The organism is Polynucleobacter necessarius (assembly GCF_900096765.1).
Taxonomy (GTDB): Bacteria; Pseudomonadota; Gammaproteobacteria; order Burkholderiales; family Burkholderiaceae; genus Polynucleobacter; species Polynucleobacter necessarius_F.
The window spans coordinates 391,201-412,490 of the sequence record NZ_LT615228.1; the positions used below are offsets into that span (position 1 = coordinate 391,201).

The following is a 21,290-nucleotide window of genomic DNA, read 5'->3' on the forward strand; positions in this document are numbered from 1 at the left end:
GTCAATAGCAGAATGAAACAAATATTAGTTGGATTTCATGCGGTTCAAGCGCGTTTGCGCGTTGATCCAGATAGCCTGAAATCGGTTTACTTTGATCCTAGTCGTCGAGATAGGCGGATGGGGGATTTCTTAAAGCAGGCAGAAGAGATATTGGGTGAACGCTTGCATGCAGCTGATGCTGAGCGTTTACATAAATTGACTGGTCACGATCGTCATCAGGGTGTTGTTGCCTTGGCTGAAAAAATGACGGTAGCTCGTACCATCACTGAAGTCATTGAGGATGTTGAAGAGACTCAGCAAAAGCCACTATTTCTAGTCTTGGATGGCGTAACGGATCCCCATAACTTTGGCGCATGTTTGCGAGTGGCTGATGGTGCTGGAGTGAACGCTGTTGTGATCCCAAAAGATCGTTCAGCCTCCATCAATGCCACAGTAAGCAAAGTATCTAGTGGCGCTTCCGAGGTGATACCGGTGATTACCGTTACCAACTTAGTACGCAGCATGAAAGAGATGCAAGAAGCGGGCGTCTGGCTCATTGGGACTGATGATGAGGCAGAAAAGTCTATCTACGATATTGATCTCAAGGGATCTATCGCTATCGTGATGGGTGCTGAAGGTGAGGGTATGCGTCGCCTCACAAAAGAAACCTGTGATGAGTTGGTGCACATTCCTATGCAAGGTGTAGTTTCTAGTTTGAATGTATCCGTTGCTAGTGGCGTATGTTTGTATGAGGCCCTGCGACAACGTCTTGCTAAAACCACTAAATAAGCCTAAGCTGAAATATCAAAACAAACTAAGGGGGTTTATATGAAATGCAATGTTGGCCACACTGATCGCGTTCTTCGTATGACAGTTGGCGTCACCCTGATGGGTTTGGCTGGATTCGGAATTACTGGCCCTTGGGCTTGGATCGGAATTGCTTTAACTGGGGCGCTTGGTTATTGCGGGGCTTATAGCTTGCTTGGCATCAATACTGCCAAAAAATAACTGGCACGACAAATCGAAAAGACCGCCTTGGGGCTGTTTTTCTTTTGAGATTTATTTTGAAAGCAAAGTCTCTAGCTTTTCTGTATCAATGCAGAAGTTACGAATGCCTTCAGCTAGTTTCTCCGTGGCCATTGCATCATTATTCAGTTGCAATCTAAAGCTAGATTCATCTAATTTGAGTGGCACAATCTTTTCAGTACTTAAGGCTGCTTTCGCGTTGGCTGCATCCAGCTTCTTGATCACAGTCATCGTTCCTGCGCTTAAATCAGCCAATAGCTCAGGACTAATTGTCAATAAATCACAGCCTGCAAGCTCTAAAATCTGAGTGGTATTGCGAAAGCTGGCGCCCATAATTTCAGTGGGGATGCCAAAGTGTTTGTAATAGTGAAATATTCGTTTAACGGAGCTTACGCCAGGATCATTTGCGCCACCATGATTGGCGTCACTCCAATTGGCTCCTAGCTTGGCCTTGTGCCAATCGGTAATTCGGCCTACAAATGGTGAAATCAATTTTGCATTTGCAGCGCCACAGGCCGCTGCTTGCACAAGCGAGAATAGCAAGGTCATATTGCAATGAATTCCTTCTGCCTCTAACTCTTTTGCGGCTGCAATGCCCTCCCAGGTGGCTGCCAACTTAATTAAGATGCGCTGACGATTGATGCCATGGGATTCATATAAACCAATTAAATGTTTTGCTTTAGTGATGGTTGCTTTGGTATCAAAAGATAGTCTGGCATCGACCTCTGTCGATACGCGGCCGGGAACAATTTTTAAGATTTCTAAACCAAATGCAACCAAGATGTAGTCAACTAGCTCGGTGGGGTTTAAATCTGGGTGAGCAGCTTTGACGGTATTAACCAAGGATTGGTAATTCGGTTGCTGGGCAGCCTTTAAAATGAGTGAGGGGTTGGTGGTGGCATCTTGGGGTTGAAACTCTTTCATGCGCTCAAAATCGCCGGTATCGGCGACTACCGTTGTCAATTGCTTGAGCTGCTCGAGTTTGCTTTGGGCTAAAGAGTTGCTATTCATGGCTAATTTAGTCTGCTTTAAAAGGTTTTTCTATCATATGATAGATGTATTAAATACTCAGTTCCAATAAAGGTATAAGGGCATTGCGCAGTTATATGAACCAGGATCAACTCAAGCAAATGGTAGGCGAGGCAGCTCGTGATGAGGTGCTCAAGCTTCCTGCAGGTCAGGTATTGGGCGTTGGTACGGGCTCTACTGCGAACTGCTTTATTGATGCCCTGGCGCTGCATAAAGATCATTTTGCGGGAACAATCTCTAGCTCAAATGCTACTACCGAGCGCCTACTAAAGTATGGCTTCAAAGTACTCGATCCAAATGATGTCCAAGGCCTGCCTGCTTACGTAGATGGTGCAGATGAGATTGATCCGTTGGGGAATATGATCAAAGGTGGGGGCGGAGCGCTGACACGCGAGAAGATTATTGCCTCTATGGCCAAGCAATTTATTTGCATTTGCGACTCTTCTAAGCAAGTGCCTGTCTTAGGTAAATTTGCGCTTCCCGTTGAGATTATTCCGCTAGCTAAAGGTGTAGTTAGCCGTGAGCTGGAGAAGTTTGGAGGTAAAGTCACTCTACGTTTAGCCAAAAGTACTAGAGCAGACTTAAATCAAACTCCAAGCGAGCCTTTTGTTACGGATAACGGCGGCTGGATTTTAGATATGTCGGGATTGCAAATCACAGATCCAATCAATTTGGAGGCGCAAATCAATCAAATTGCTGGCGTCATTACTGTTGGCCTCTTTGCAAAAGAAAAAGCCAATATCTTGTTGGTCAGTAATGCCTCTGAGGTTGAGCGTATTACTTTCTAACTGCTGCTCTAGAAGATTTATTTAGGGAATAAAAAACCCGACGGGGTATGCCCATCGGGTTGTTTGCCATGGTTTGCATGGCGCAGGCGCTCGGAAGGTATTTGGTTCCTTAGCCTATAAGCGCATAGATGCGCTTATTTTTATTGGCTTTCGCCAATGTAGCGGGGCACTCTCTCTGCCTCACCACGATTACATCCTATGCCTGTGTTTTTACTGTGTCAACAATAAAAACTTCTTTTGAGAAATATTTTTATGCTGTATCGCAATACTAAAGTCGCAATTTACTCAGCAGGTGGCACGTAGCCTTGAGCCATATCGGCACCACCTTCAAAGAAGTATTTCTCAACTTGTTTTAAGAGATATTGGCGTGCGCGGGGATCGGCCATATTTAGGCGGTTTTCATTAATCAGCATAGTTTGTTGTTTCAGCCAAGCAGCCCAAGCTTCCTTGGAGACTTGATTCCAAATACGTTTGCCTAGCTCGCCGGGTAATGGGGCAAAATCCATGCCCTCAGCTTCTTTGTTTAATTTGATGCATTGAACCATGCGTGCCATCTGTAATGCCTTTCTTATAGATCTTTCGTTAAAACCATGGACTTGCGATCCCAGTTATAAATTTGCTTTCTTTCTTCTGGCAGATCATCAACCGTAGCGCGTTTGAAGCCACGCTTGAGGAACCAGTGTTCTGTTCTGGTTGTCAGAACAAATAATTTTTTGATGCCCTCTTGTTTGGCTCTCATTTCAATACGTTTGAGTAATCTTTCACCGTCACCAGAGCCTTGAACGTCAGGATCGACAGCTAGGCAGGCAAGTTCGCCCACTCCATTAGGGAATGGGAAGAGGGCGGCGCAGCCAAAGAGTACACGGTCATGCTCAATGACGGAGAATCGATGAATATCGCGCTCGATGACATCTTGACCGCGGGCAGCAAGAATACCTTCCTCTTCAAGCGGCATGGTGAGTTGCAAGATGCCACCCACGTCATCTTGATTGGCCTCACGCAAGTTTTCGATGTCGGATGAAGCCAACATCATGCCGATACCGTCATGGGTAAATAACTCTTCGAGCAATGCGCCATCTTGATTGCAAGGCAGAAAGTGAACGCGGCTCACACCAGCGCGAATTGCTTTACCAGAGATATTGAGAAGACTCTTCATGCCAGGATCTAAGTCTTTATTCTGCGCAACATAATCATGAAGTTGTGGCATTGAGAGTTCTGTGATGAGGTCGCCTTCTGCATCACGCAAACCATCGTAAGGACTTAAGAAAATCAATTTATCTGCTTTGAGTGCAGCAGCAGTAGAAGCCGCTACATCCTCATATGCAAGATTAAACGCTTGTCCAGTTGGCGAAAAACCAAGAGGTGAAAGCAGCACAATTTTGTTGCTATCCAAAGAGAGCTTGATAGAGGTTGAGTCAACTTTGCGAACCAAGCCGGTATGAATGTAATCAACGCCCTCAACAACCCCAACTGGCATTGCGGTAATAAAGTTACCAGAGATCACAGAAATACGTGAGCCTGCCATTGGTGTATTTGGCAGACCGCGACTAAAGGCTGCTTCAATATCAAGGCGTAATTCACCAGCAGCTTCTTTGACGCACTCTAATGCAGCGGCATCGGTAATCCGATAGCTATGCATAGCGCTCTTGCCAAACTTGCTCTTAATCTTGCGCAGCATGAACTGCTCTTCAATTTGTGGTCGAATACCATGAACCAACACAATCCTCATACCCATGGCATGCAGCATGGCGATATCTTCAATGAGATTTTCCAGGCCGATTTCTTGAACCAGTTCGCCAGCAAAGGCAATTACAAAGGTCTTCTCTCGGAAGCTGTGGATGTAGGGCGCAACATCGCGCAACCATCCCACAAAAGGGAAATTAGAAGTGGATTCTTCGGCGCCTGGCGCCTGGTTTGGTGGATTTGTCGGCATAGTGAGAAAATTATAGGGTGCAAGAGTCTATAAACCAACAAAAACCCCAAGCTAACTCTCAGCGTGTGCTCGCTTCCAACACCGGGCGTCGGCTAGAAATTCGCTTTCCCGAGGAATTACCTGTCTCTGGTCAGCGTCAGCTCATCAAGGATGCGCTCTTCAATCATCAGGTGGTCATTGTTTGTGGTGAGACGGGTTCAGGCAAGACTACGCAGCTCCCCAAGATCTGTTTGGATCTTGGCCGAGGGACGATCAATGGAGGCAAGTTGATTGGGCATACCCAGCCACGGCGTATTGCTGCCACTGCCACGGCTAAGCGCATTGCACAGGAGCTCGGCTCTCCCATTGGTCAAGATGTAGGCTACCAGGTTCGCTTTGCTGATAAAACTAGTAACACCGCTTCGATTAAGTTGATGACCGATGGCATTTTGCTGGCCGAGACTCAAAGAGATCCTCAGCTGCGGGCTTATGACACGCTAATCATTGACGAAGCACACGAGCGTAGTCTCAATATTGATTTTTTATTGGGTTATCTACGACAGTTATTGCCGAAAAGGCCCGATCTCAAGCTCATCATCACCTCTGCCACGATTGATGCCCAGCGCTTTGCAGAACATTTTGCGCTCAATGGCAAAGTTGCTCCTGTGATTGAGGTAAGCGGCAGATTATTTCCGGTTCAGCAGAGGTACTCGCCATTAGAGCTAGATGCTAAGTCTGATGGCAAAAAAGAATCTAAGCTTGCCAAAGAGATTCCAGAGGCTGTTGCAGAAGAGATTGCCAAGTTGTGGCGAGAGGGGGCAGCTGGCGCTGGGGATGTTTTAGTGTTTTTACCGGGTGAGCGTGAGATTCGGGATTGCGCTGAAGCGCTTAGAAAAGATCATGTCTTACAACAACGTTTTCATCCAGAAGTGTTGAGCCTATTTGCTCGTCAATCTGTTGCCGAGCAAGAGAGGGTGTTTAGTCCTGGGAACGGTCGCCGCATTATATTGACTACTAACGTTGCTGAAACATCCTTAACCGTTCCGAACATTCGTTACGTTATTGATAGTGGCCTGGCAAGAGTGAAGCGCTATTCTTATCGGAACAAGGTAGAGCAGCTACAGATCGAGCCCATCTCTCAGGCGGCAGCTAATCAGCGAGCGGGTCGCTGTGGTCGTGTTTCAGATGGTATATGCGTGCGCCTCTATAGCGAACAAGACTATCAAGCTCGTCCAAAATTTACCGACCCAGAAATTTTACGTAGCTCACTTGCAGCAGTGTTGTTACGGATGAGTTCATTGCGTTTATCGAAGATTCAGCATTTCCCATTTATTGATAAGCCCCTAGGAAGAGCAATTGCCGATGGCGTGCAATTATTGGATGAGCTCGACGCTATTGAGTTTGATGAATCTGTTCCTAGGGATGGAAAAGAGCTAAATAATAGCTTTAAGCTGACTCGAATTGGCAAGCAATTGGCTGATCTCCCGCTTGACCCTCGTATAGGTAGGATGCTCTTAGCGGCCAAAGAGCAGAATGCTCTTAAAGAGGTCACCATTATTGCCTCGGCATTAGCAACACAAGACCCACGCGAGCGACCCATGGATCAGGGCGCAGCTGCTGATCAAGCGCATTTGCAGTTTGCTGATGAGCGTTCCGAGTTCTTGAGTTTTGTAAAGCTGTGGAATTGGTATCAAGATGCCTTGCAGCATAAACACAGCAATCGCCAGTTAGAAACGCTCTGTCGTAGTAAATTTTTATCACCAAGACGTTTGCGCGAGTGGCGTGATGTGCATGGTCAATTGCACACCATGCTGGGGGAGAAGGGCTGGAAAGAAAATGACAGCCCAGCAACGTATGAGCAAGTGCATTTATCTCTGCTGACGGGCTTATTAGGATATGTTGCCAAAAAAGAAGAGGATGAAAAGTCTTCTGATCGCAACAGCAAGACTGGTGGCTATGTGGGTGCTAGAGGTATTCGACCTTTTATCTGGCCAGGCTCAACCATCGGCAAAAAAGCGGGCGCTTGGGTTTTGGCGGGTGAGTTACAAGAAACCAGTCGTATGTATGCTCGTACCATTGCGAAGATCGAGCCGCAGTGGGTAGAAAAAGTGGCTGCCCATCGCCTGATTAAATCCTTGAGCGATCCATTTTGGGATAACCGCCAAGGTGAGGTATTGGCTTTTGAGCGGGGCACCTTATATGGCTTACCCATTTATCACGGACGCCGAGTACGTTACGAGCCGCACAATCTTGAGGAAGCGCGTGAACTCTTTATCAGACAGGCCTTAGTACAAGAGGAACTGTTTGGGCGCATGGATACGCCCGCGTTACAGCGTGAGACGGAGTCCGATGCCAAGAAAAAATATCCAGGCATGTTTGGTTTCTTTTGGCATAACCGCCGCCTCATTAAGGAAATCGAAGCTCTAGAGCATCGCTCACGACGCCCTGATGTATTGGTCGATGACGAACTACTCTTTGCTTTTTATGATTCCCGCATACCCAAGGGAGTCTGTAATCGTGAAGACCTTAAAGCAGCGCTCAAGAATTCTGCTGACTTAGATAGCCAGCTCCGCCTTGAAAAGGCGGATCTGATGCGCCATGAGGCTGCTGGTATTACAGTAGATCGTTATCCCAAGACGATGAAGCTAGGAGGCGCGCAGCTGAATCTGACTTATCACTTTGAACCCAGTAGCCCCAAGGATGGCGTCACTCTCGTAGTGCCTTTGGCACAACTTAATCAAATCGATGGTCGTCGTTGCGAGTGGCTGGTTCCTGGCATGTGTGAAGAAAAAATATTGCTGCTGCTCAAAACCTTGCCACAAAAACTGAGACATCATTGTGTGCCACTGCCTGATTATGCGAAGTCTTATTTAGAACGAAAATTAGAATCCGACCAGTTTGGGGCCGGTGATTTTTTAGATAGCTTGATTGAAGACATTCGCAAAGAGCGTGGTTTAGAAATCAAACGCACTGACTTTAGACCCGAAGCATTGCCGTTACACTCCTCCATGAACTTTCGATTGATTGATGAGCATGGAAGGCAGATCGAGGTCGAGCGCAATTTAGCACGCCTGCGTTCTGAGTACGGACAAACGGCTCGCAGCGCTTTTCAGGCTGCCGCCCAAGAAGTCGCCCAAGCTGAATTGGGTGTGGAAATTACATCCAGAGCAGTTCCAAGCCAGATTAAGACTAGTGCTAATGATCAGGCCCGCAAAGTAGAACAGGGCGGTTACAAGACTTGGGAGTTTGGAGAGCTTCCTGAGACCTTGGAAATTCAAAAAGGCAATAAAACCTTGTTTGGTTATCCAGCGTTGATCGATCGCACGGATTACTGTGATCTTGAGGTCTTTGATGATTTGTTAGAAGCTCGTAAGCAACATCAACAAGGATTGTGCAGACTCTTTGCTTTAGGTAATAAAGACACACTCAAAGCATTACAAAAACAATTGCCTGGCATTCGGGAGTTGGGATTGTTGTTTATTAATGTCGGCTCTGCTGAAAATTTAGTTGAGCAGATTTTGAATCTATCCATTGAGCGCGCTTTTATGGCGGAGCCGCTGCCAAATAACGCAGAGCAATTTGCTGAGCGTCTGCAATCGGGTAAGCCACGTTTGGCATTAATTGCTCAAGAGATATCTCGGCATGCTTTGAGTGCACTGCAGGCCTATGCTGATCTGCAGAAGAAAATGCCTCAAGCAAAGGCGGTATTAGCTAGTGCCTATACAGATATCCAGTCGCAAGTGCAAGGACTCATTTTTCCTAAATTTATAGCCGAGATTCCCTATGCCCAATTAGTTCACTTGCCACGTTACTTAAAAGGGGTTGCTATGCGAATCGAAAAAATGCGCGCTAATCCCGCAAGAGACGCGCAGTGCCAAAAGGACTGGGAATCAGTGGCCCGTCCATGGCAAAAGAAAATGCAGGGCAGTAAGGGTTCGGCTTCCTATGCTCTGGCTGATGATCAGGCTCTGGTTGATTTCCGATGGCAGCTCGAGGAATTGAGGGTGGCTCTGTATGCTCAGGAGCTCAAAACCCCAACCCCCATGTCTCTCAAGCGCCTAGAAAAAGTTTTGGCCAGTTTGCGCTAGGTCAAATCCATCAATGACTAGGGGTCATTTGAGGCTCAATTGGCTTCTGCGCATTGCTTACAATGTAGGAATGCATATAAATATCAAGACTAAAAAATATCAAGACTAAAGTTTTCCAAGCGATTGCCTTTTTGGCTTTTGTTGCCAGTTCATCTCTCGCAATTTCGCAAACCAATTCAACAGCTCCAGCCGCCAGCGTCAATCAACCAAAGCTCGCCATCATTCTCAATTCGGGTGCGGCCTCGGTGAGCTTGATTGATATGGCAACGCATCAGGTAACCAAAACCATCCCGGTAGGAAAAGAGCCTCATCACCTCATGATGACCCCCGACCAAAAAACCTTATTGGTTGCTAATGCTGCCGGCAATGATGTAGTGCTCATGAATCCAGTCAGTGGAGAAATTACTGGCAAGTTACCTAACATCATCGATCCCTACCAAATTGGATATTCACCAAATCACAAGTGGTTTGTTGTCAATGGCAATCGTTTGGATCGGGTGGATATTTACTCGGCTAATGGTGCAGATCTCAAACTGGCTAAGACAGTGAAGTTGGCAAAAACGCCAAGTCATATCGCATTTACATCGGATAGCAAAATCGCATTTATTACTTTGCAAGACTCTAGTGAGCTAGCTGCCATTGATCTTGAAACTCAAAATGTACTTTGGGTAATGCCTACAGGAAAGGTTCCTGCTGGCTTGTGGATGACTCCAGGCGATCAATATCTGCTAGTGGGTATTACTGGTGAAGACAATGTCCAGGTGATTGATTGGAAAAATCGCAAAGAGGTCAAACGCATCTACACCGGTAAGGGCGCGCACAACTTCCGCCCATTGGGCGATAAGAAGCATGTATTTGTTAGCAATCGTATTGCCTCAAGCATTAGCCTAATCAATATGCAGACTCTAGAAAAAGTGGGTGATATCACTGCCTTGCTTTCAGGACCGGATGATATGGAAATCACTCCCGATGGAAAAACGATGTGGGTCACATTCCGCTTTGCTAAAAAGGTAGGTGTGATTGATATTCCATCTATGAAGTTAGTCGATGTCATTCCCGTTGGCAAATCTCCTCATGGCGTCTTTTTCTACCCAAGGGCAGCTTGGGAATAGACTCATGAATAGTAGACGTTTTGTTCAGATTACAGCCGCGCTGATGTTCGGCTGTTTTTCATTGGGTAGCTTTGCACAAACAGCTAGTTGTAATAAAACGGTTTATCTTACTTTTGATACTGGCAATATGTCAGTCGCTAAGCAGGTAGATCAAATTCTCAAGCGTCAAAATGTCAAAGCTACTTTTTTTCTGGCCAATGAAAAAACCTATCGCGGAGATTACGCGCTAGAAGATTCTTGGAAGCCCTTTTGGCAGCAATTAGCCAAAGAAGGCCATCACTTTGGCAGTCATACCTACGATCACGATTACTTTGTTAAAGATGGTCCCAAAGGGCAGGTCTTTGAAAAGTCTCAGTTCGGACCTAAGGCAGGTCAGACCGTTTTGTATAACGAAGCAACCATGTGTAAACAGATTCGCAGGGTAGATCAGCGCTTTCAAGAGATGACAGATCAGCCTTTGCAAAAAATCTGGCGCGCCCCAGGCGGCAAAGTATCTCCCACTCTTGTTCGGATAGGGGATATGTGTGGTTACCAACATATTGCCTGGGCATCCGCAGGCTTTTTAGGTGATGAGCTCAATTCTGATAAGTATCCCAATAGCGTGCTCTTAGAAAAAGCTAGTCGAGAACTCAAAGATGGTGATATCACCATGGCCCATCTGGGTATTTGGTCCAGAAAGGATCCCTGGGCTCCTGCGGTCTTAGAGCAACTCATTGTCAATTTAAAGCAGCGTAGCTTTTGTTTTGGACTTTTGCCCAAATAATTGCTAGATCAGTCAAAATACAGCATGAACTTGAGCGACATCACCCCCATAATTTCCAATGCCTACGGGCTTGCGCAGGAGTGGGTGTTCTCAAGCATTGTGGGGCCTCTCCTCTATCAACTCGATTTAATGTCTTGGGCCGAAGATGCATTCGATGGGATTGATTGGTTTTTATTTGGCTGTATTCAGGTTTTCCTCATCATCGTGGTTTTGAGGGTCTGGGAGCGTTTTGATCCAGCAGAAAAACAAGAGCGTTTCGCCAAAGCAAGTAGGGCAGATGTTTTATACACCTTGTTTCACCGCCTAGGTATTTTTCATGGGCTGATCTTCGTGACTTTGTCAGGATTCTTTTTCCAGATTGATTCAGTTCTGCATGATTTTCGATTTGATCGCTTGAATGTTGAAAATTGGTGGCCTGGGGTGACATCAATACCAGTCGTCAGTTTCTTGCTCTATTTGATCTTGCTCGATTTTGTTGATTATCTATATCACCGTGCATCACATGCATTCAATTGGTGGTGGCAATTGCATGCCTTACACCACAGTCAAACGGTGATGACCGCATGGTCTGATAACCGCAATCATGTACTAGATGATGTAATACGTGCTAGTGTGATGGCATTTTTTGCATTACTCTTCGGTGTATCTCCTGGACAATTTATTGCGCTAGTTGCCTTGAGTCAGTTCATCCAAAGTTGGCAACATGCCAATATCAATGTGCATTTAGGCCCAGCTAAATACGTATTAATTTCACCCTTGTATCACCGCATGCATCACGCAGTGGGTTATGGTCATGAGGCGCAAGGCAAACCAGGAGTGCTGGGAGGATGTAACTTTGGCATCCTATTTCCTTGGTGGGATATGGCTTTTAAGACAGCCATCTTTCCTAAAGTCGCCTATCCAACAGGCGTGCGAAACTTAACTGTTTCACACAATATTCTTACGCAGCAATGGCAGGGCTTGGTTCAGGCTTTCAGAGAGTTGTTGCCAAAGTAAACATGCCAAGCGGCATGCAATAGGAGTGTTATGGTCGGATTGCAACAAGTATTTAGATCGTTTGGGCTCGCACTCGTGGGCACCATGCATCCCCGTATTCTGTGGCTCAGTTTGCGCCCCTTTTTGATTGTGTCAATTTTATGGGGCTGCTTAATTTGGTTGACCTGGACTCCAGCTCTGGACGCTTTGAGTACTTTCCTAACAACGTCAGTTTTTACTAATTGGATTCAGGAGGGTCTGATTTGGGCGGGTTTTGAAAATGCCAGAGCATGGATTGCCCCACTATTCTTTGTGATGCTTATCATTCCATTAATCACCATTAGCTTATTGGTGTTGATTGCATTTTCAACCATTCCGACTATTGTCAATATCGTTGCAAGGCAAGCTAGTTACCAAGGATTGGAGCGCAAGCAAGGTGGTGGCTTGATCGGTAGCTTGTTGTATACCTTTTGGTCTGCACTCATTTGCTTGGCATTGGTGATGCTGACCTTGCCAGTGTGGTGGATTCCACCGCTGGTGGCGGTATTGCCACCATTGTTATGGGGCTGGTTAACCATGCGATTGATGTCTTACGACGTATTGGCAAAACACGCTAGCAGCCAAGAGCGTGATCTCTTATTGGAAAAATATCGCTGGCCATTGCTCACTATGGGTATTGCTTCTGGTATGTTAGGCGCCGTTCCCACTTTCTTTTGGGCTACCTCTGCGCTGGCCTTGATTCTCTTTCCAATTGTGAGCTTTGTTGCTTTATGGATTTACTCACTTATTTTTGTATTTGCTGGTCTATGGTTTTCTCATTTCTTATTGGATGCTTTAAAAACACTGAGAGAAGAAGAGCTAGAAAAATCATTGACTGTTGAAACTCGAGTTGTTGATTTGGAGCTGCCCTATCATGGCCAATGAGATGGTTGATGCATTAAAAAAAGTAGAAGTGGAGGGGCCTTCAAAACAAGCAAGGTGTCTTGGTTTGATTGTGATTGGTGATGAGATTCTGTCGGGGCGTCGTCAAGATAAGCACATGAGCAAACTCATTGAGCTATTAAATGAACGGGGCTTAAGTCTGGCGTGGGCGAAGTATGTTGCTGACGATCCAGAACAAATTACTGCCTCCTTGAAAGATAATTTTGCCAGTGGCGATGTGGTTTTCAGTACCGGCGGTATTGGTGCCACGCCGGACGATCACACCCGACAATGTGCCGCACTGGCATTGGGAAGCAAAGCAGAGTTGCATCCTACTGCGCGAGAGTTGATCGCGGGGCGCATTCAATCGATGGCAGAGGGTGATCCGATTAAGGCCGATCTCAGCACTCCTGAAAATCAGCATCGTTTCAAGATGTGGGGGAGTTTCCGATTGGTAGCGAAATCATTCCTAATCCCTATAACCAAATTCCGGGTTTTCGAATCAAAGAGCATCACTTTGTGCCAGGCTTTCCGGTGATGGCGGCACCAATGATGGCTTGGTGTTTGGATACCCATTACAAAGATTTATTCCATCAAGAGAATTGGGCTGAGCAAAGTTTCATCGTCCCTAAGGGAATTGAGTCAACCTTAACTCCCTTAATGGAGAGGATAGAAGCCAATTTCCCGGGTGTGAAGGTCTTTAGCTTGCCCTCGGTAGGAGATGCCAGTAAAGGCGGCGTATACGCCCAGCGTCATATTGAATTAGGCATTAAAGGCAATGCAAATCTCCTCGAAAGTGCCTGGATTGCCCTAAGAACGGGCACACAAGAGCTTGGCTATGAGATCCATGACATCGGCTGATAGCCTATTGCACTAAAAAAGTGCATATCATCTATTTTTAGGTGAAATAAGGGGTAAATTAGCACTCAAACAGTGCAATAATGACCATTCCCCCATTGTTTGCTTCAGTAAATTACATACATCTATTAGGCATGTTGGATGCCTGGAATAAACAAGGGTGTATGCCTTAAGTTTGAATTCCGAGTTTAGTTAATAGAGGAGATTTGCATGACGAAGACCGTCGCTGATGTGATGAAGTTGGTTAAAGAGAAAGAGTGTACTTTTGTTGATTTCCGCTTTGTTGATACAAAGGGTAAAGAGCAACACACAACAGTTCCTATTTCTGCTTTTGACGAAGACAAATTTGAGAGCGGTCATGCGTTTGACGGTTCATCTATTGCAGGTTGGAAGGGTATTGAAGCTTCTGACATGTTGCTCAAACCAGATCCAACAGCCGCTTACATCGATCCATTCTATGAAGAGCCAACATTGGTTCTCACTTGTGACGTTATTGAGCCATCAGATGGCAAAGGTTACGATCGCGATCCACGCTCTATTGCTAAGCGCGCTGAAGCGTATTTGAAGAGCACCGGCTTAGGCGATGCAGCTTACTTTGGTCCAGAGCCAGAATTCTTTATTTTTGATGGTGTTCGTTGGGGCGCCGACATGCAGGGTTGCTTCGTGAGTATTGATTCTGAAGAAGCTCCATGGTCATCTAGCAAAGAAATCGAAGGTGGTAATACTGGTCATCGTCCAGGCAAAAAGGGCGGTTATTTCCCAGTTGCTCCAGTCGATACATTCCAAGATATGCGTTCTGAAATGTGCTTGATTCTCGAATCTTTAGGCATTCCAGTTGAGGTTCATCACCATGAAGTTGCTGGTCAAGGCCAAAACGAATTGGGTACTAAGTTCAGCACATTGGTACAACGCGCTGACTGGACTATTTGGCAGAAATACGTTGTGCAAAACGTTGCTCACGCTTACGGCAAAACAGCAACATTCATGCCTAAGCCAGTAGTGGGTGATAACGGTTCTGGTATGCACGTTCACCAATCTGTTTGGAAGAACGGCGAGAATTTGTTTGCTGGTAATGGTTACGCAGGTTTATCAGAGTTTGCCCTCTACTATATCGGCGGTATCATCAAACACGCTAAAGCATTGAATGCGATTACTAACCCAGGTACCAACTCATACAAGCGATTGGTTCCAGGGTTTGAAGCTCCTGTGAAGTTGGCTTACTCAGCGCGCAACCGTTCTGCTTCTATCCGTATTCCACACGTTGCTAATCCTAAGGGTCGTCGTATTGAAACTCGCTTCCCAGATCCATTGGCAAACCCATACTTAGCATTCTCTGCCTTGTTGATGGCTGGTTTGGACGGTGTTCAGAACAAGATCCATCCTGGCGATGCTGCGGATAAGAACTTGTATGACTTGCCACCAGAAGAAGATGCAAAGATCCCTACCGTTTGTGCAAGCCTGGATGAGGCGCTAGATGCATTGAAGAAAGATCACGAGTTCTTGACTCGCGGTGGAGTATTTACTGAGTCTATGCTCGAAGCCTATATCAATTTGAAGATGGAAGATGTCACACGTTTCCGTATGACTACTCATCCAGTCGAATTTGATATGTACTACTCCCTGTAAGCGAAGGAGAGAACTTGAGCGTAGGTTTGTTGCGCAATTCGTTTAAGGGAGCAGCTTCGGCTCCTCCTTTTTTTCCGACATTGCTTGATCAGATGCCCAATGCCATCGTGGTTTTTGAGGCTGAGAACCAACAATTGGTTTATGTGAATCCTGCTGCTGAGTCAGCGTTAGATCTTTCGCGTAAATCTCTTGAGGGTCAATCTGTGCGAGATTTATTTGGTGACAATGAAGCATTCAATTCCATGATCAGAGAAGTAAAACAGGGTCATATCATGGCGCAACGCCAAGAAATGGTTCTACATTTTCATTACCCGGTAGTATTCATCAGGACTCCATCCCGGCCCACGTCGTGGTAGCCTCTTTGGAAGACCCGGCTTTGATCATGATGGAATGGTTTCCAATTGATCAGCAGCTTCGTAGTGAGCGTGATGAGCGCGTCACACAACAAGTAGAGGCGAATAAGCAGTTAATGCGTAATCTCGCGCACGAGATTAAAAATCCATTGGGTGGGATTCGCGGGGCAGCGCAGTTATTAGAATTTGAGTTGCCTGAAAAAGGCTTGCGTGAATACACGCAAGTCATTATTAAAGAGTCAGATCGCTTACAAACCTTAGTTGACCGTTTATTAGCTCCGCACCGTAAAGCCCATGTGATTGAGGCATTTAATGTTCACGAGGCATTGGAGCGAGTGCGTAGCTTGGTATTGGCGGAGTTTCCAAAAGGCTTACGTATTATTCGTAACTATGACACCAGCTTGCCGGACGTCTTGGGCGATCGCGAGCAGTTGATTTAGGCGGTACTGAATATTGTTCATAACGCAGCCCAAGCGCTTTCTGAGGAGATTGCTCAGGGTATTGCATAAATCGAATTAAAGACCCGTGTGGCACGTTCAGTCACGATTGCTAAGCAGCGCTACAAGTTAGCGATGGACTTGCATGTAATTGATAACGGCCTTGGTATTCCAAAAGAAATTATCGAACGCATCTTCTTTCCCTTAGTCTCGGGTAGGGAAGGGGGTAGTGGTTTAGGTCTTACTTTGGCACAAACTTTTGTGCAGCAACATCAGGGCTTTATTGCTTGCGATAGTCACCCTGGTCGTACTGATTTTCACATTCAAATTCCATATCGTAGGCAGGAGAAAACATCGTGAAACCAATTTGGATCGTTGACGATGATCAATCAATTCGTTGGGTTTTAGAAAAAGCCTTAGCGCGGGAAAATATCCCCCATAAGAGCTTCTCTAATCCGAATGATGTCCTAAATGCTTTGGACAAAGAGACTCCCCAAGTATTGATCTCTGATATCCGCATGCCTAGAGGTAATGGTTTGGATTTGCTGCAGCATGTCAAAGCAAGTCATCCAAACCTGCCGGTCATCATTATGACTGCATTCTCTGACTTGGATTCGGCGGTATCTTCCTTTCAGGGCGGTGCATTTGAATATCTTACGAAACCTTTCGATGTTGAAAAAGCGGTTGAGTTAATTCATCGAGCTGTAGAGCAGGGTATTCGCAGTGAAACTGGATCAAAAGAACTCACTAATTGGAGACAAGATGCCACTGAGATTATTGGCCAAGCTCCTGCCATGCAAGAAATCTTTCGAGCAATTGGTCGCTTGGCGCAATCACATGCTACGGTACTCATTACTGGTGAATCTGGCGTAGGCAAGGAATTAGTTGCGCTTGCCTTGCATCGTCATAGCCCCCGCGCAAAGGGTCCGTTCATCTCTCTGAGCACCTCTGCTGTTCCTAAGGATCTCTTGGAGTCTGAATTGTTTGGTCATGAGCGTGGTGCTTTTCCTGGTGCGCAGACTTTGCGTCGTGGCCGCTTTGAGCAGGCTGAAGGAGGAACATTATTCTTAGGCGAAATCGGTGACCTTCCGTTTGATTTGCAGACTAGACTCTTGCGCGTTCTCACCGATGGCCATTTTTATCGCATTGGTGGACAAGACCCAATTAAGGCCAATGTCCGCATCATTGCCTCTACTCATCACAATCTAGAACAGCGAGTTGTCGCAGGTTTATTTCGTGAGGATCTCATGCATCGCTTAAATGTGATCCGCTTGAGAATGCCTTCGTTGCGTGAAAGAAGTGAAGATATTCCAATTCTGGCAAGACACTTCATGCTTTCTTGCGCAAAGTCCTTAGGCGTAGAGCCTAAAAAATTGTCTGATGAAGTTCTCAAGGAAATGAGTGCTATGCCGTTTCCGGGTAATGTGCGTCAACTTGAAAACCTTTGTCATTGGTTAACTGTCATGACTCCTGCCAATATTATTGGTGTGGGTGATCTGCCAGCAGATATTGTGGCGCAGGCTACTGAGCAACCAGTGATCTTGCAAGGTGAATCCTCGTCAACAGGCTCTACATCCGTTAAGGCTACCTCAACTGATTGGGAGGGCGGCTTGAGTCGCCTAGCTGTCAAAATGTTGCAAGATGGTGAAACTGAGGTTTACGATGCACTATGCTCACGTTTTGAGAAGGCGGTATTGTAAGCGGCGCTTGAAGTAATGCGCGGTCGCCGAGTTGAGGCAGCCCAGCGCCTAGGAATTGGGCGCAACACGATTACTAGAAAACTGCAGGAATTGGGGATAGATGACTGATTCAATACGAATTGCGGCGTGGAATGTGAATTCCTTAAAGGTTCGCCTTCCACACGTACTTCGTTGGCTGCAAGATCAAGAAAAAAAACAGCAAGCGATAGATGCGCTGTGCTTACAAGAACTCAAACTCACGGATGATAAATACCCCCATCAAGAGCTCGAAGCAGCAGGTTACCTCAGTCTAGCCGCAGGTCAAAAGACGTATAACGGCGTAGCGATTATTGTTCGCAAAGCCGCTTTAGCCCCAATTGCTTCAGATATCACAACCACTTTTTTAAAGTCCACCCGAAATATTCCAGATTATCAGGATGAGCAGCAGCGTGTCTTGGCGGCCACTATTCCTTTTGCAGGAACGCAGCCTATTCGTTTGGTATCTGCTTACTTTCCAAATGGTCAATCACCAGATAGTGATAAGTTTGTCTATAAGTTAGATTGGTTAAGCAAACTACAAAAATGGTTAGCGCAAGAGCTTGAGCAAAACAAACGTCTAGCCCTCCTAGGAGACTTTAATATTGCGCCGGCCGATGAAGATGTCCATGACCCTAAAGCATGGGAAGGGCAGAACTTAGTGTCGCCACCAGAGAGAAATGCTTTCCAAGAATTATTAAGCTTGGGTATGCACGATTCCTTCAGGATGTTTAAGCAAGCTCCCAAAACCTATAGCTGGTGGGACTACCGTATGATGGGTTTTAGAAGAAATGCTGGTATGCGCATCGATCACATCTTGCTCAGCGAGGCGCTCAAAGAAAAATGCAGCGCTAGTGTTGTTGATAAAGAACCTAGAACTTGGGAGCAACCATCTGATCACGCTCCCGTTATCGCGCAAATTAAAAAGACTTAAACAATAGTCTGTAGCAATACCTTATGAAGCCCATTCTGTACAGCTATCGCAGATGTCCTTATGCCATGAGAGCGCGCATGGCCTTGAAATATGCAGGCATCGAAGTTGAGCATCGAGAAATTGAACTCAGAAACAAGCCCAGTTCAATGCTTTAAGCCTCACCCAAAGGAACTGTTCCAGTACTCATCACACAAGAGAAGGTGATTGATCAAAGTTTAGACATCATGCAATGGGCTCTAGATCAAAATGATCCAGACCAATGGCAAGTAGTCAATGAATCGCTTGCTAAGGCATGGATTGATAAAAATGATGGCCCCTTCCAAAAAGCTATTAGATCAATATAAGTATCCCAATAGGCATCCAGAGTTAAAACAAGCAGAAGTTCTCAACAGCGCAATCGAGCTAATGCTTGAACCCATGGAGCAAGCACTCAATACGAGTCAATACTTAATGAGCAATCGGTTGTCATGGGTTGATATTGCTATTTTCCCATTTATCAGGCAATTTTCGATGGTTGATCAAATCAGATTTGATGCCCTTCCTTATCAGGCGACTCAGCGATGGTTGCATCAACAACTAGAGTCGCCTCTATTTATCTCTGTAATGGATAAATATCCCATCTGGAAAGATTAAGCCAACCCACCGTGTCTCAGTAAGGCATCAACACTGGGTTCTCGTCCACGAAATGCCTTGAAGGATTCAGCGGCGGGGCGACTTCCTCCCACTTCCAGAATTTCTTCGCGATAGCGTGAACCTGTCTTTGGATCTAAGATTGAGCCGGTTAACTTGGCTGCCTCCTCAAAGGCTGAGTAGGCATCGGCTGAGAGCACTTCCGCCCACTTATAGCTGTAATAGCCTGCCGCATAACCACCAGCAAATATATGACTAAAGGTATTAATCCAGCGAGAGATCTCGGGTTGGGGAATGACATTAAAGTCATCAGCAATCTTTCTGGAGAGATCTAATACCGCATGTCCTTTAGCTTGCTTGACATCAAAGCGAGAGTGCAGGCGCCAATCAGTTAGTGACATCACAACTTGACGTAGCGTCATCAAACCATTTTGAAAATTCTTGGCCGCAAGAATCTTGTCAAATAATTCACGGGGAAGTGGCTTACCGGTATCCACATGAGCCGTCATTTTCTCGAGAACTTCCCACTCCCAGCAAAAGTTCTCCATAAACTGACTTGGTAATTCCACGGCATCCCACTCAACGCCATTGATACCTGAAACACCTAAGGCACTGACTTGCGTCAAAAGATGATGCAAGCCGTGACCACTCTCGTGGAAAAGGGTAATTACATCATCGTGAGTGATCGTTGGTTGACGCAGAACCCCATCGACTTTTACTGGTGGTGCGAAGTTACAAACTAGGTAAGCCACTGGAACTTGGATTTCACCATTGGGCAGTTCTCTGCGACCGCGAGCATCATCCATCCAAGCCCCGCCACGTTTACTTGGGCGGGCATAAGGGTCTAAATAGAAATAAGCAACGATATTGCCTTTGGCATCACTAACTGAGAATGATTGAACGTCAGCATGCCAAGTTGGCAAATCAGCTGCTTGGATCTTGACGCCAAACAGCGTCTGAATCAGGCCAAACAAACCATCCAACACTTTAGATAGGGGGAAGTATTGCTTGAGTTCATTTTCAGAAAAAGAGTAGCGCTCTTGTTTTAAGCGCTCTGCAGCAAATGCGCTATCCCATGGCTGCACGCCATCAGTCAAGCCGAGTTCATTTTTAGAAAACTCACAAAGCTCATCCCAATCACGCTGCGCATAGGGTTTGGCTTTGAAAGCAAACTCGGTCAGAAATTGATCGACCTCATCTACCGTATTGGCCATTTTGGGTGCCAAGCTGAGCGCTGCAAAATTGGCAAAGCCCAGCATGCGCGCTTCTTCATCACGAAGACGCAATTGATCGAGCATGTTTTGAGTGTTATCCCACTCCAGCTTGCCCTTGGCGAACTGGGGGGCTAATTCAGAGGAACGAGTGACATAGGCCTCATACATCAGGCGACGCAGTGGTCGATTCTCGCAGTACTGCATTACCGGGTAATAGGATGGAAAGTGCAGGGTAAAAGCCCAGCCAGTAAGACCCTTTTGCTGAGCGGTATCAGCTGCAGCAGCCTTCACATCCTCTGGCAGTCCAATAAGATCAGCCTCATTAGTCACTACATGTACAAAGCTATCAGTTGCATCTAAGACATGATCAGAAAAGGCTTTTCCCAATATTGCCTGTTCATCTTGAATCTGCGCAAAGCGAGGTTTATCGGTGTCGCTGAGTTCAGCGCCACCCAAACGGAAGTCCCGCAGTGAGTTCTCAATGACTTTCTTCTGTGCACGATTGAGTTTTGCAAAATCATTACTTTTACTAAGCTCTTTAAATTTTTGATAGAGCGCTAAGTTTTGCCCCAAGCTTGAAAAGAATGCCGTGACCTGAGGCAGCATTGCCCCATACGCCGCTCGCAACTCTGGAGTATCAGCAACACTATTTAAATGCGACACCACCCCCCATGATCTGCCTAATGCTTCTGTGGCATCTTCCAATGGTTCAACCAATGTATTCCAAGTCGATGGAGTCTTTGAATCCGCGGCCCGATCGACGGCTTCTTGAGCGTGCTTGAGTAAGAACTCAATGGCTGGAGTGACGTCCTCTGGCCTAACTTGGTCATATGCAGCAATGCCGCGACCAAAGCTTAGTAAGGGATTGTTTTCTAATGCGGGGGGTAAAGTAAGTAGGGGTGATAAGAGAGATGTTTTCATCCCTCTAGC

Annotated in this window: 16 protein-coding genes and 4 pseudogenes; 16 read left to right on the forward strand and 4 right to left on the reverse strand. The window is 46.1% G+C overall.

Annotation, left to right across the window (positions count from 1 at the left end; translation table 11 throughout):
• The first annotated feature begins 12 nt into the window (after positions 1–12).
• On the forward strand, positions 13–768 hold the full coding sequence (gene rlmB, locus DXE33_RS02070) for a 23S rRNA (guanosine(2251)-2'-O)-methyltransferase RlmB (RefSeq protein ID WP_114638423.1): 756 nt from the start codon (positions 13–15) through the stop codon (positions 766–768).
• Between the two features lie 39 nt (positions 769–807).
• The gene (locus tag DXE33_RS02075) at positions 808–987 is read left to right on the forward strand and encodes a YgaP family membrane protein (RefSeq protein ID WP_114638424.1); all 180 of its coding nucleotides are present in this window, start codon (positions 808–810) and stop codon (positions 985–987) included.
• A 51-nt stretch (positions 988–1,038) separates the two neighbouring features.
• Here DXE33_RS02075 and tal read toward each other — a convergent pair whose 3' ends face one another.
• Positions 1,039–2,016: a transaldolase gene (gene tal, locus DXE33_RS02080; RefSeq protein ID WP_114638425.1), complete on the reverse strand. Its 978-nt coding sequence runs from the start codon at positions 2,014–2,016 to the stop codon at positions 1,039–1,041.
• Between the two features lie 95 nt (positions 2,017–2,111).
• Between tal and rpiA the strand changes: the two genes are divergently transcribed.
• The gene (gene rpiA, locus DXE33_RS02085) at positions 2,112–2,822 is read left to right on the forward strand and encodes a ribose-5-phosphate isomerase RpiA (protein ID WP_114638426.1); all 711 of its coding nucleotides are present in this window, start codon (positions 2,112–2,114) and stop codon (positions 2,820–2,822) included.
• A 281-nt stretch (positions 2,823–3,103) separates the two neighbouring features.
• Here rpiA and DXE33_RS02090 read toward each other — a convergent pair whose 3' ends face one another.
• Entirely contained in the window at positions 3,104–3,376 is a 273-nt protein-coding gene (locus tag DXE33_RS02090; RefSeq protein WP_114638427.1) for an oxidative damage protection protein, read from the reverse strand.
• A gap of 14 nt (positions 3,377–3,390) precedes the next feature.
• On the reverse strand, positions 3,391–4,755 hold the full coding sequence (gene argA, locus DXE33_RS02095; protein ID WP_114638428.1) for an amino-acid N-acetyltransferase: 1,365 nt from the start codon (positions 4,753–4,755) through the stop codon (positions 3,391–3,393).
• Positions 4,756–4,772: 17 nt separating this feature from the next.
• Between argA and hrpA the strand changes: the two genes are divergently transcribed.
• The 13 genes and pseudogenes from hrpA to DXE33_RS10000 all read left to right on the forward strand — a co-directional run bounded on the left by hrpA (position 4,773) and on the right by DXE33_RS10000 (position 19,149).
• Positions 4,773–8,822 (forward strand): ATP-dependent RNA helicase HrpA, encoded by a 4,050-nt coding sequence (hrpA, locus tag DXE33_RS02100; RefSeq protein WP_114638429.1) that lies wholly within the window; start codon positions 4,773–4,775, stop codon positions 8,820–8,822.
• Between the two features lie 131 nt (positions 8,823–8,953).
• Entirely contained in the window at positions 8,954–9,934 is a 981-nt protein-coding gene (locus tag DXE33_RS02105) for a YVTN family beta-propeller repeat protein (RefSeq protein ID WP_331851789.1), read from the forward strand.
• Between the two features lie 4 nt (positions 9,935–9,938).
• On the forward strand, positions 9,939–10,697 hold the full coding sequence (locus DXE33_RS02110; RefSeq protein ID WP_114638431.1) for a polysaccharide deacetylase family protein: 759 nt from the start codon (positions 9,939–9,941) through the stop codon (positions 10,695–10,697).
• A 24-nt stretch (positions 10,698–10,721) separates the two neighbouring features.
• A complete protein-coding gene (locus DXE33_RS02115) occupies positions 10,722–11,693 on the forward strand; it encodes a sterol desaturase family protein (protein ID WP_114639690.1) in 972 nt (323 codons plus the stop codon).
• A gap of 30 nt (positions 11,694–11,723) precedes the next feature.
• Positions 11,724–12,596, forward strand: a complete 873-nt coding sequence (locus tag DXE33_RS02120; RefSeq protein WP_114638432.1) for an EI24 domain-containing protein — start codon at positions 11,724–11,726, stop codon at positions 12,594–12,596.
• 1 nt (position 12,597) lies between these two features.
• Positions 12,598–13,454: pseudogene (locus tag DXE33_RS02125) on the forward strand (competence/damage-inducible protein A).
• Positions 13,455–13,661: 207 nt separating this feature from the next.
• Complete coding sequence (glnA, locus tag DXE33_RS02130) at positions 13,662–15,077, forward strand: type I glutamate--ammonia ligase (RefSeq protein WP_114638433.1); 1,416 nt, start codon at positions 13,662–13,664, stop codon at positions 15,075–15,077.
• Between the two features lie 92 nt (positions 15,078–15,169).
• Positions 15,170–16,227: pseudogene (gene glnL / locus DXE33_RS02135) on the forward strand (nitrogen regulation protein NR(II)).
• Positions 16,224–17,675 (forward strand): annotated as a pseudogene (gene ntrC / locus DXE33_RS02140) (nitrogen regulation protein NR(I)). Before glnL ends, ntrC begins: the two co-directional pseudogenes overlap by 4 nt.
• Positions 17,668–18,516 (forward strand): exodeoxyribonuclease III, encoded by an 849-nt coding sequence (xth, locus tag DXE33_RS02145; RefSeq protein ID WP_174222281.1) that lies wholly within the window; start codon positions 17,668–17,670, stop codon positions 18,514–18,516. The pseudogene ntrC and the gene xth overlap by 8 nt, the downstream one beginning before the upstream one ends.
• A gap of 77 nt (positions 18,517–18,593) precedes the next feature.
• A pseudogene (locus DXE33_RS09990) lies at positions 18,594–18,713 on the forward strand (glutathione S-transferase N-terminal domain-containing protein); the annotation flags it as partial.
• Between the two features lie 3 nt (positions 18,714–18,716).
• Complete coding sequence (locus tag DXE33_RS09995; RefSeq protein WP_231970501.1) at positions 18,717–18,860, forward strand: hypothetical protein; 144 nt, start codon at positions 18,717–18,719, stop codon at positions 18,858–18,860.
• The gene (locus DXE33_RS10000; protein WP_231970324.1) at positions 18,826–19,149 is read left to right on the forward strand and encodes a glutathione S-transferase family protein; all 324 of its coding nucleotides are present in this window, start codon (positions 18,826–18,828) and stop codon (positions 19,147–19,149) included. The genes DXE33_RS09995 and DXE33_RS10000 overlap by 35 nt, the downstream gene beginning before the upstream one ends.
• Here DXE33_RS10000 and DXE33_RS02155 read toward each other — a convergent pair.
• The gene (locus tag DXE33_RS02155) at positions 19,146–21,281 is read right to left on the reverse strand and encodes a M3 family metallopeptidase (RefSeq protein WP_114638434.1); all 2,136 of its coding nucleotides are present in this window, start codon (positions 21,279–21,281) and stop codon (positions 19,146–19,148) included. The two genes, DXE33_RS10000 and DXE33_RS02155, sit on opposite strands and share 4 nt — an antisense overlap.
• Positions 21,282–21,290: the final 9 nt, after the last annotated feature.

Bases quoted from the DNA above. Each gene is read 5' to 3' on its own strand.
- DXE33_RS02120 (WP_114638432.1), top strand. From the start codon at position 11,724: ATGGTCGGATTGCAACAAGTATTTAGATCGTTTGGGCTCGCACTCGTG.
- DXE33_RS02110 (WP_114638431.1), top strand. From the start codon at position 9,939: ATGAATAGTAGACGTTTTGTTCAGATTACAGCCGCGCTGATGTTCGGC.
- DXE33_RS02090 (WP_114638427.1), bottom strand. From the start codon at position 3,376: ATGGCACGCATGGTTCAATGCATCAAATTAAACAAAGAAGCTGAGGGC.
- DXE33_RS10000 (WP_231970324.1), top strand. From the start codon at position 18,826: ATGGCCCCTTCCAAAAAGCTATTAGATCAATATAAGTATCCCAATAGG.
- glnA (WP_114638433.1), top strand. From the start codon at position 13,662: ATGACGAAGACCGTCGCTGATGTGATGAAGTTGGTTAAAGAGAAAGAG.
- argA (WP_114638428.1), bottom strand. From the start codon at position 4,755: ATGCCGACAAATCCACCAAACCAGGCGCCAGGCGCCGAAGAATCCACT.
- rlmB (WP_114638423.1), top strand. From the start codon at position 13: ATGAAACAAATATTAGTTGGATTTCATGCGGTTCAAGCGCGTTTGCGC.
- rpiA (WP_114638426.1), top strand. From the start codon at position 2,112: ATGAACCAGGATCAACTCAAGCAAATGGTAGGCGAGGCAGCTCGTGAT.
- DXE33_RS02115 (WP_114639690.1), top strand. From the start codon at position 10,722: ATGAACTTGAGCGACATCACCCCCATAATTTCCAATGCCTACGGGCTT.
- xth (WP_174222281.1), top strand. From the start codon at position 17,668: ATGACTGATTCAATACGAATTGCGGCGTGGAATGTGAATTCCTTAAAG.
- tal (WP_114638425.1), bottom strand. From the start codon at position 2,016: ATGAATAGCAACTCTTTAGCCCAAAGCAAACTCGAGCAGCTCAAGCAA.
- DXE33_RS02075 (WP_114638424.1), top strand. From the start codon at position 808: ATGAAATGCAATGTTGGCCACACTGATCGCGTTCTTCGTATGACAGTT.
- DXE33_RS02155 (WP_114638434.1), bottom strand. From the start codon at position 21,281: ATGAAAACATCTCTCTTATCACCCCTACTTACTTTACCCCCCGCATTA.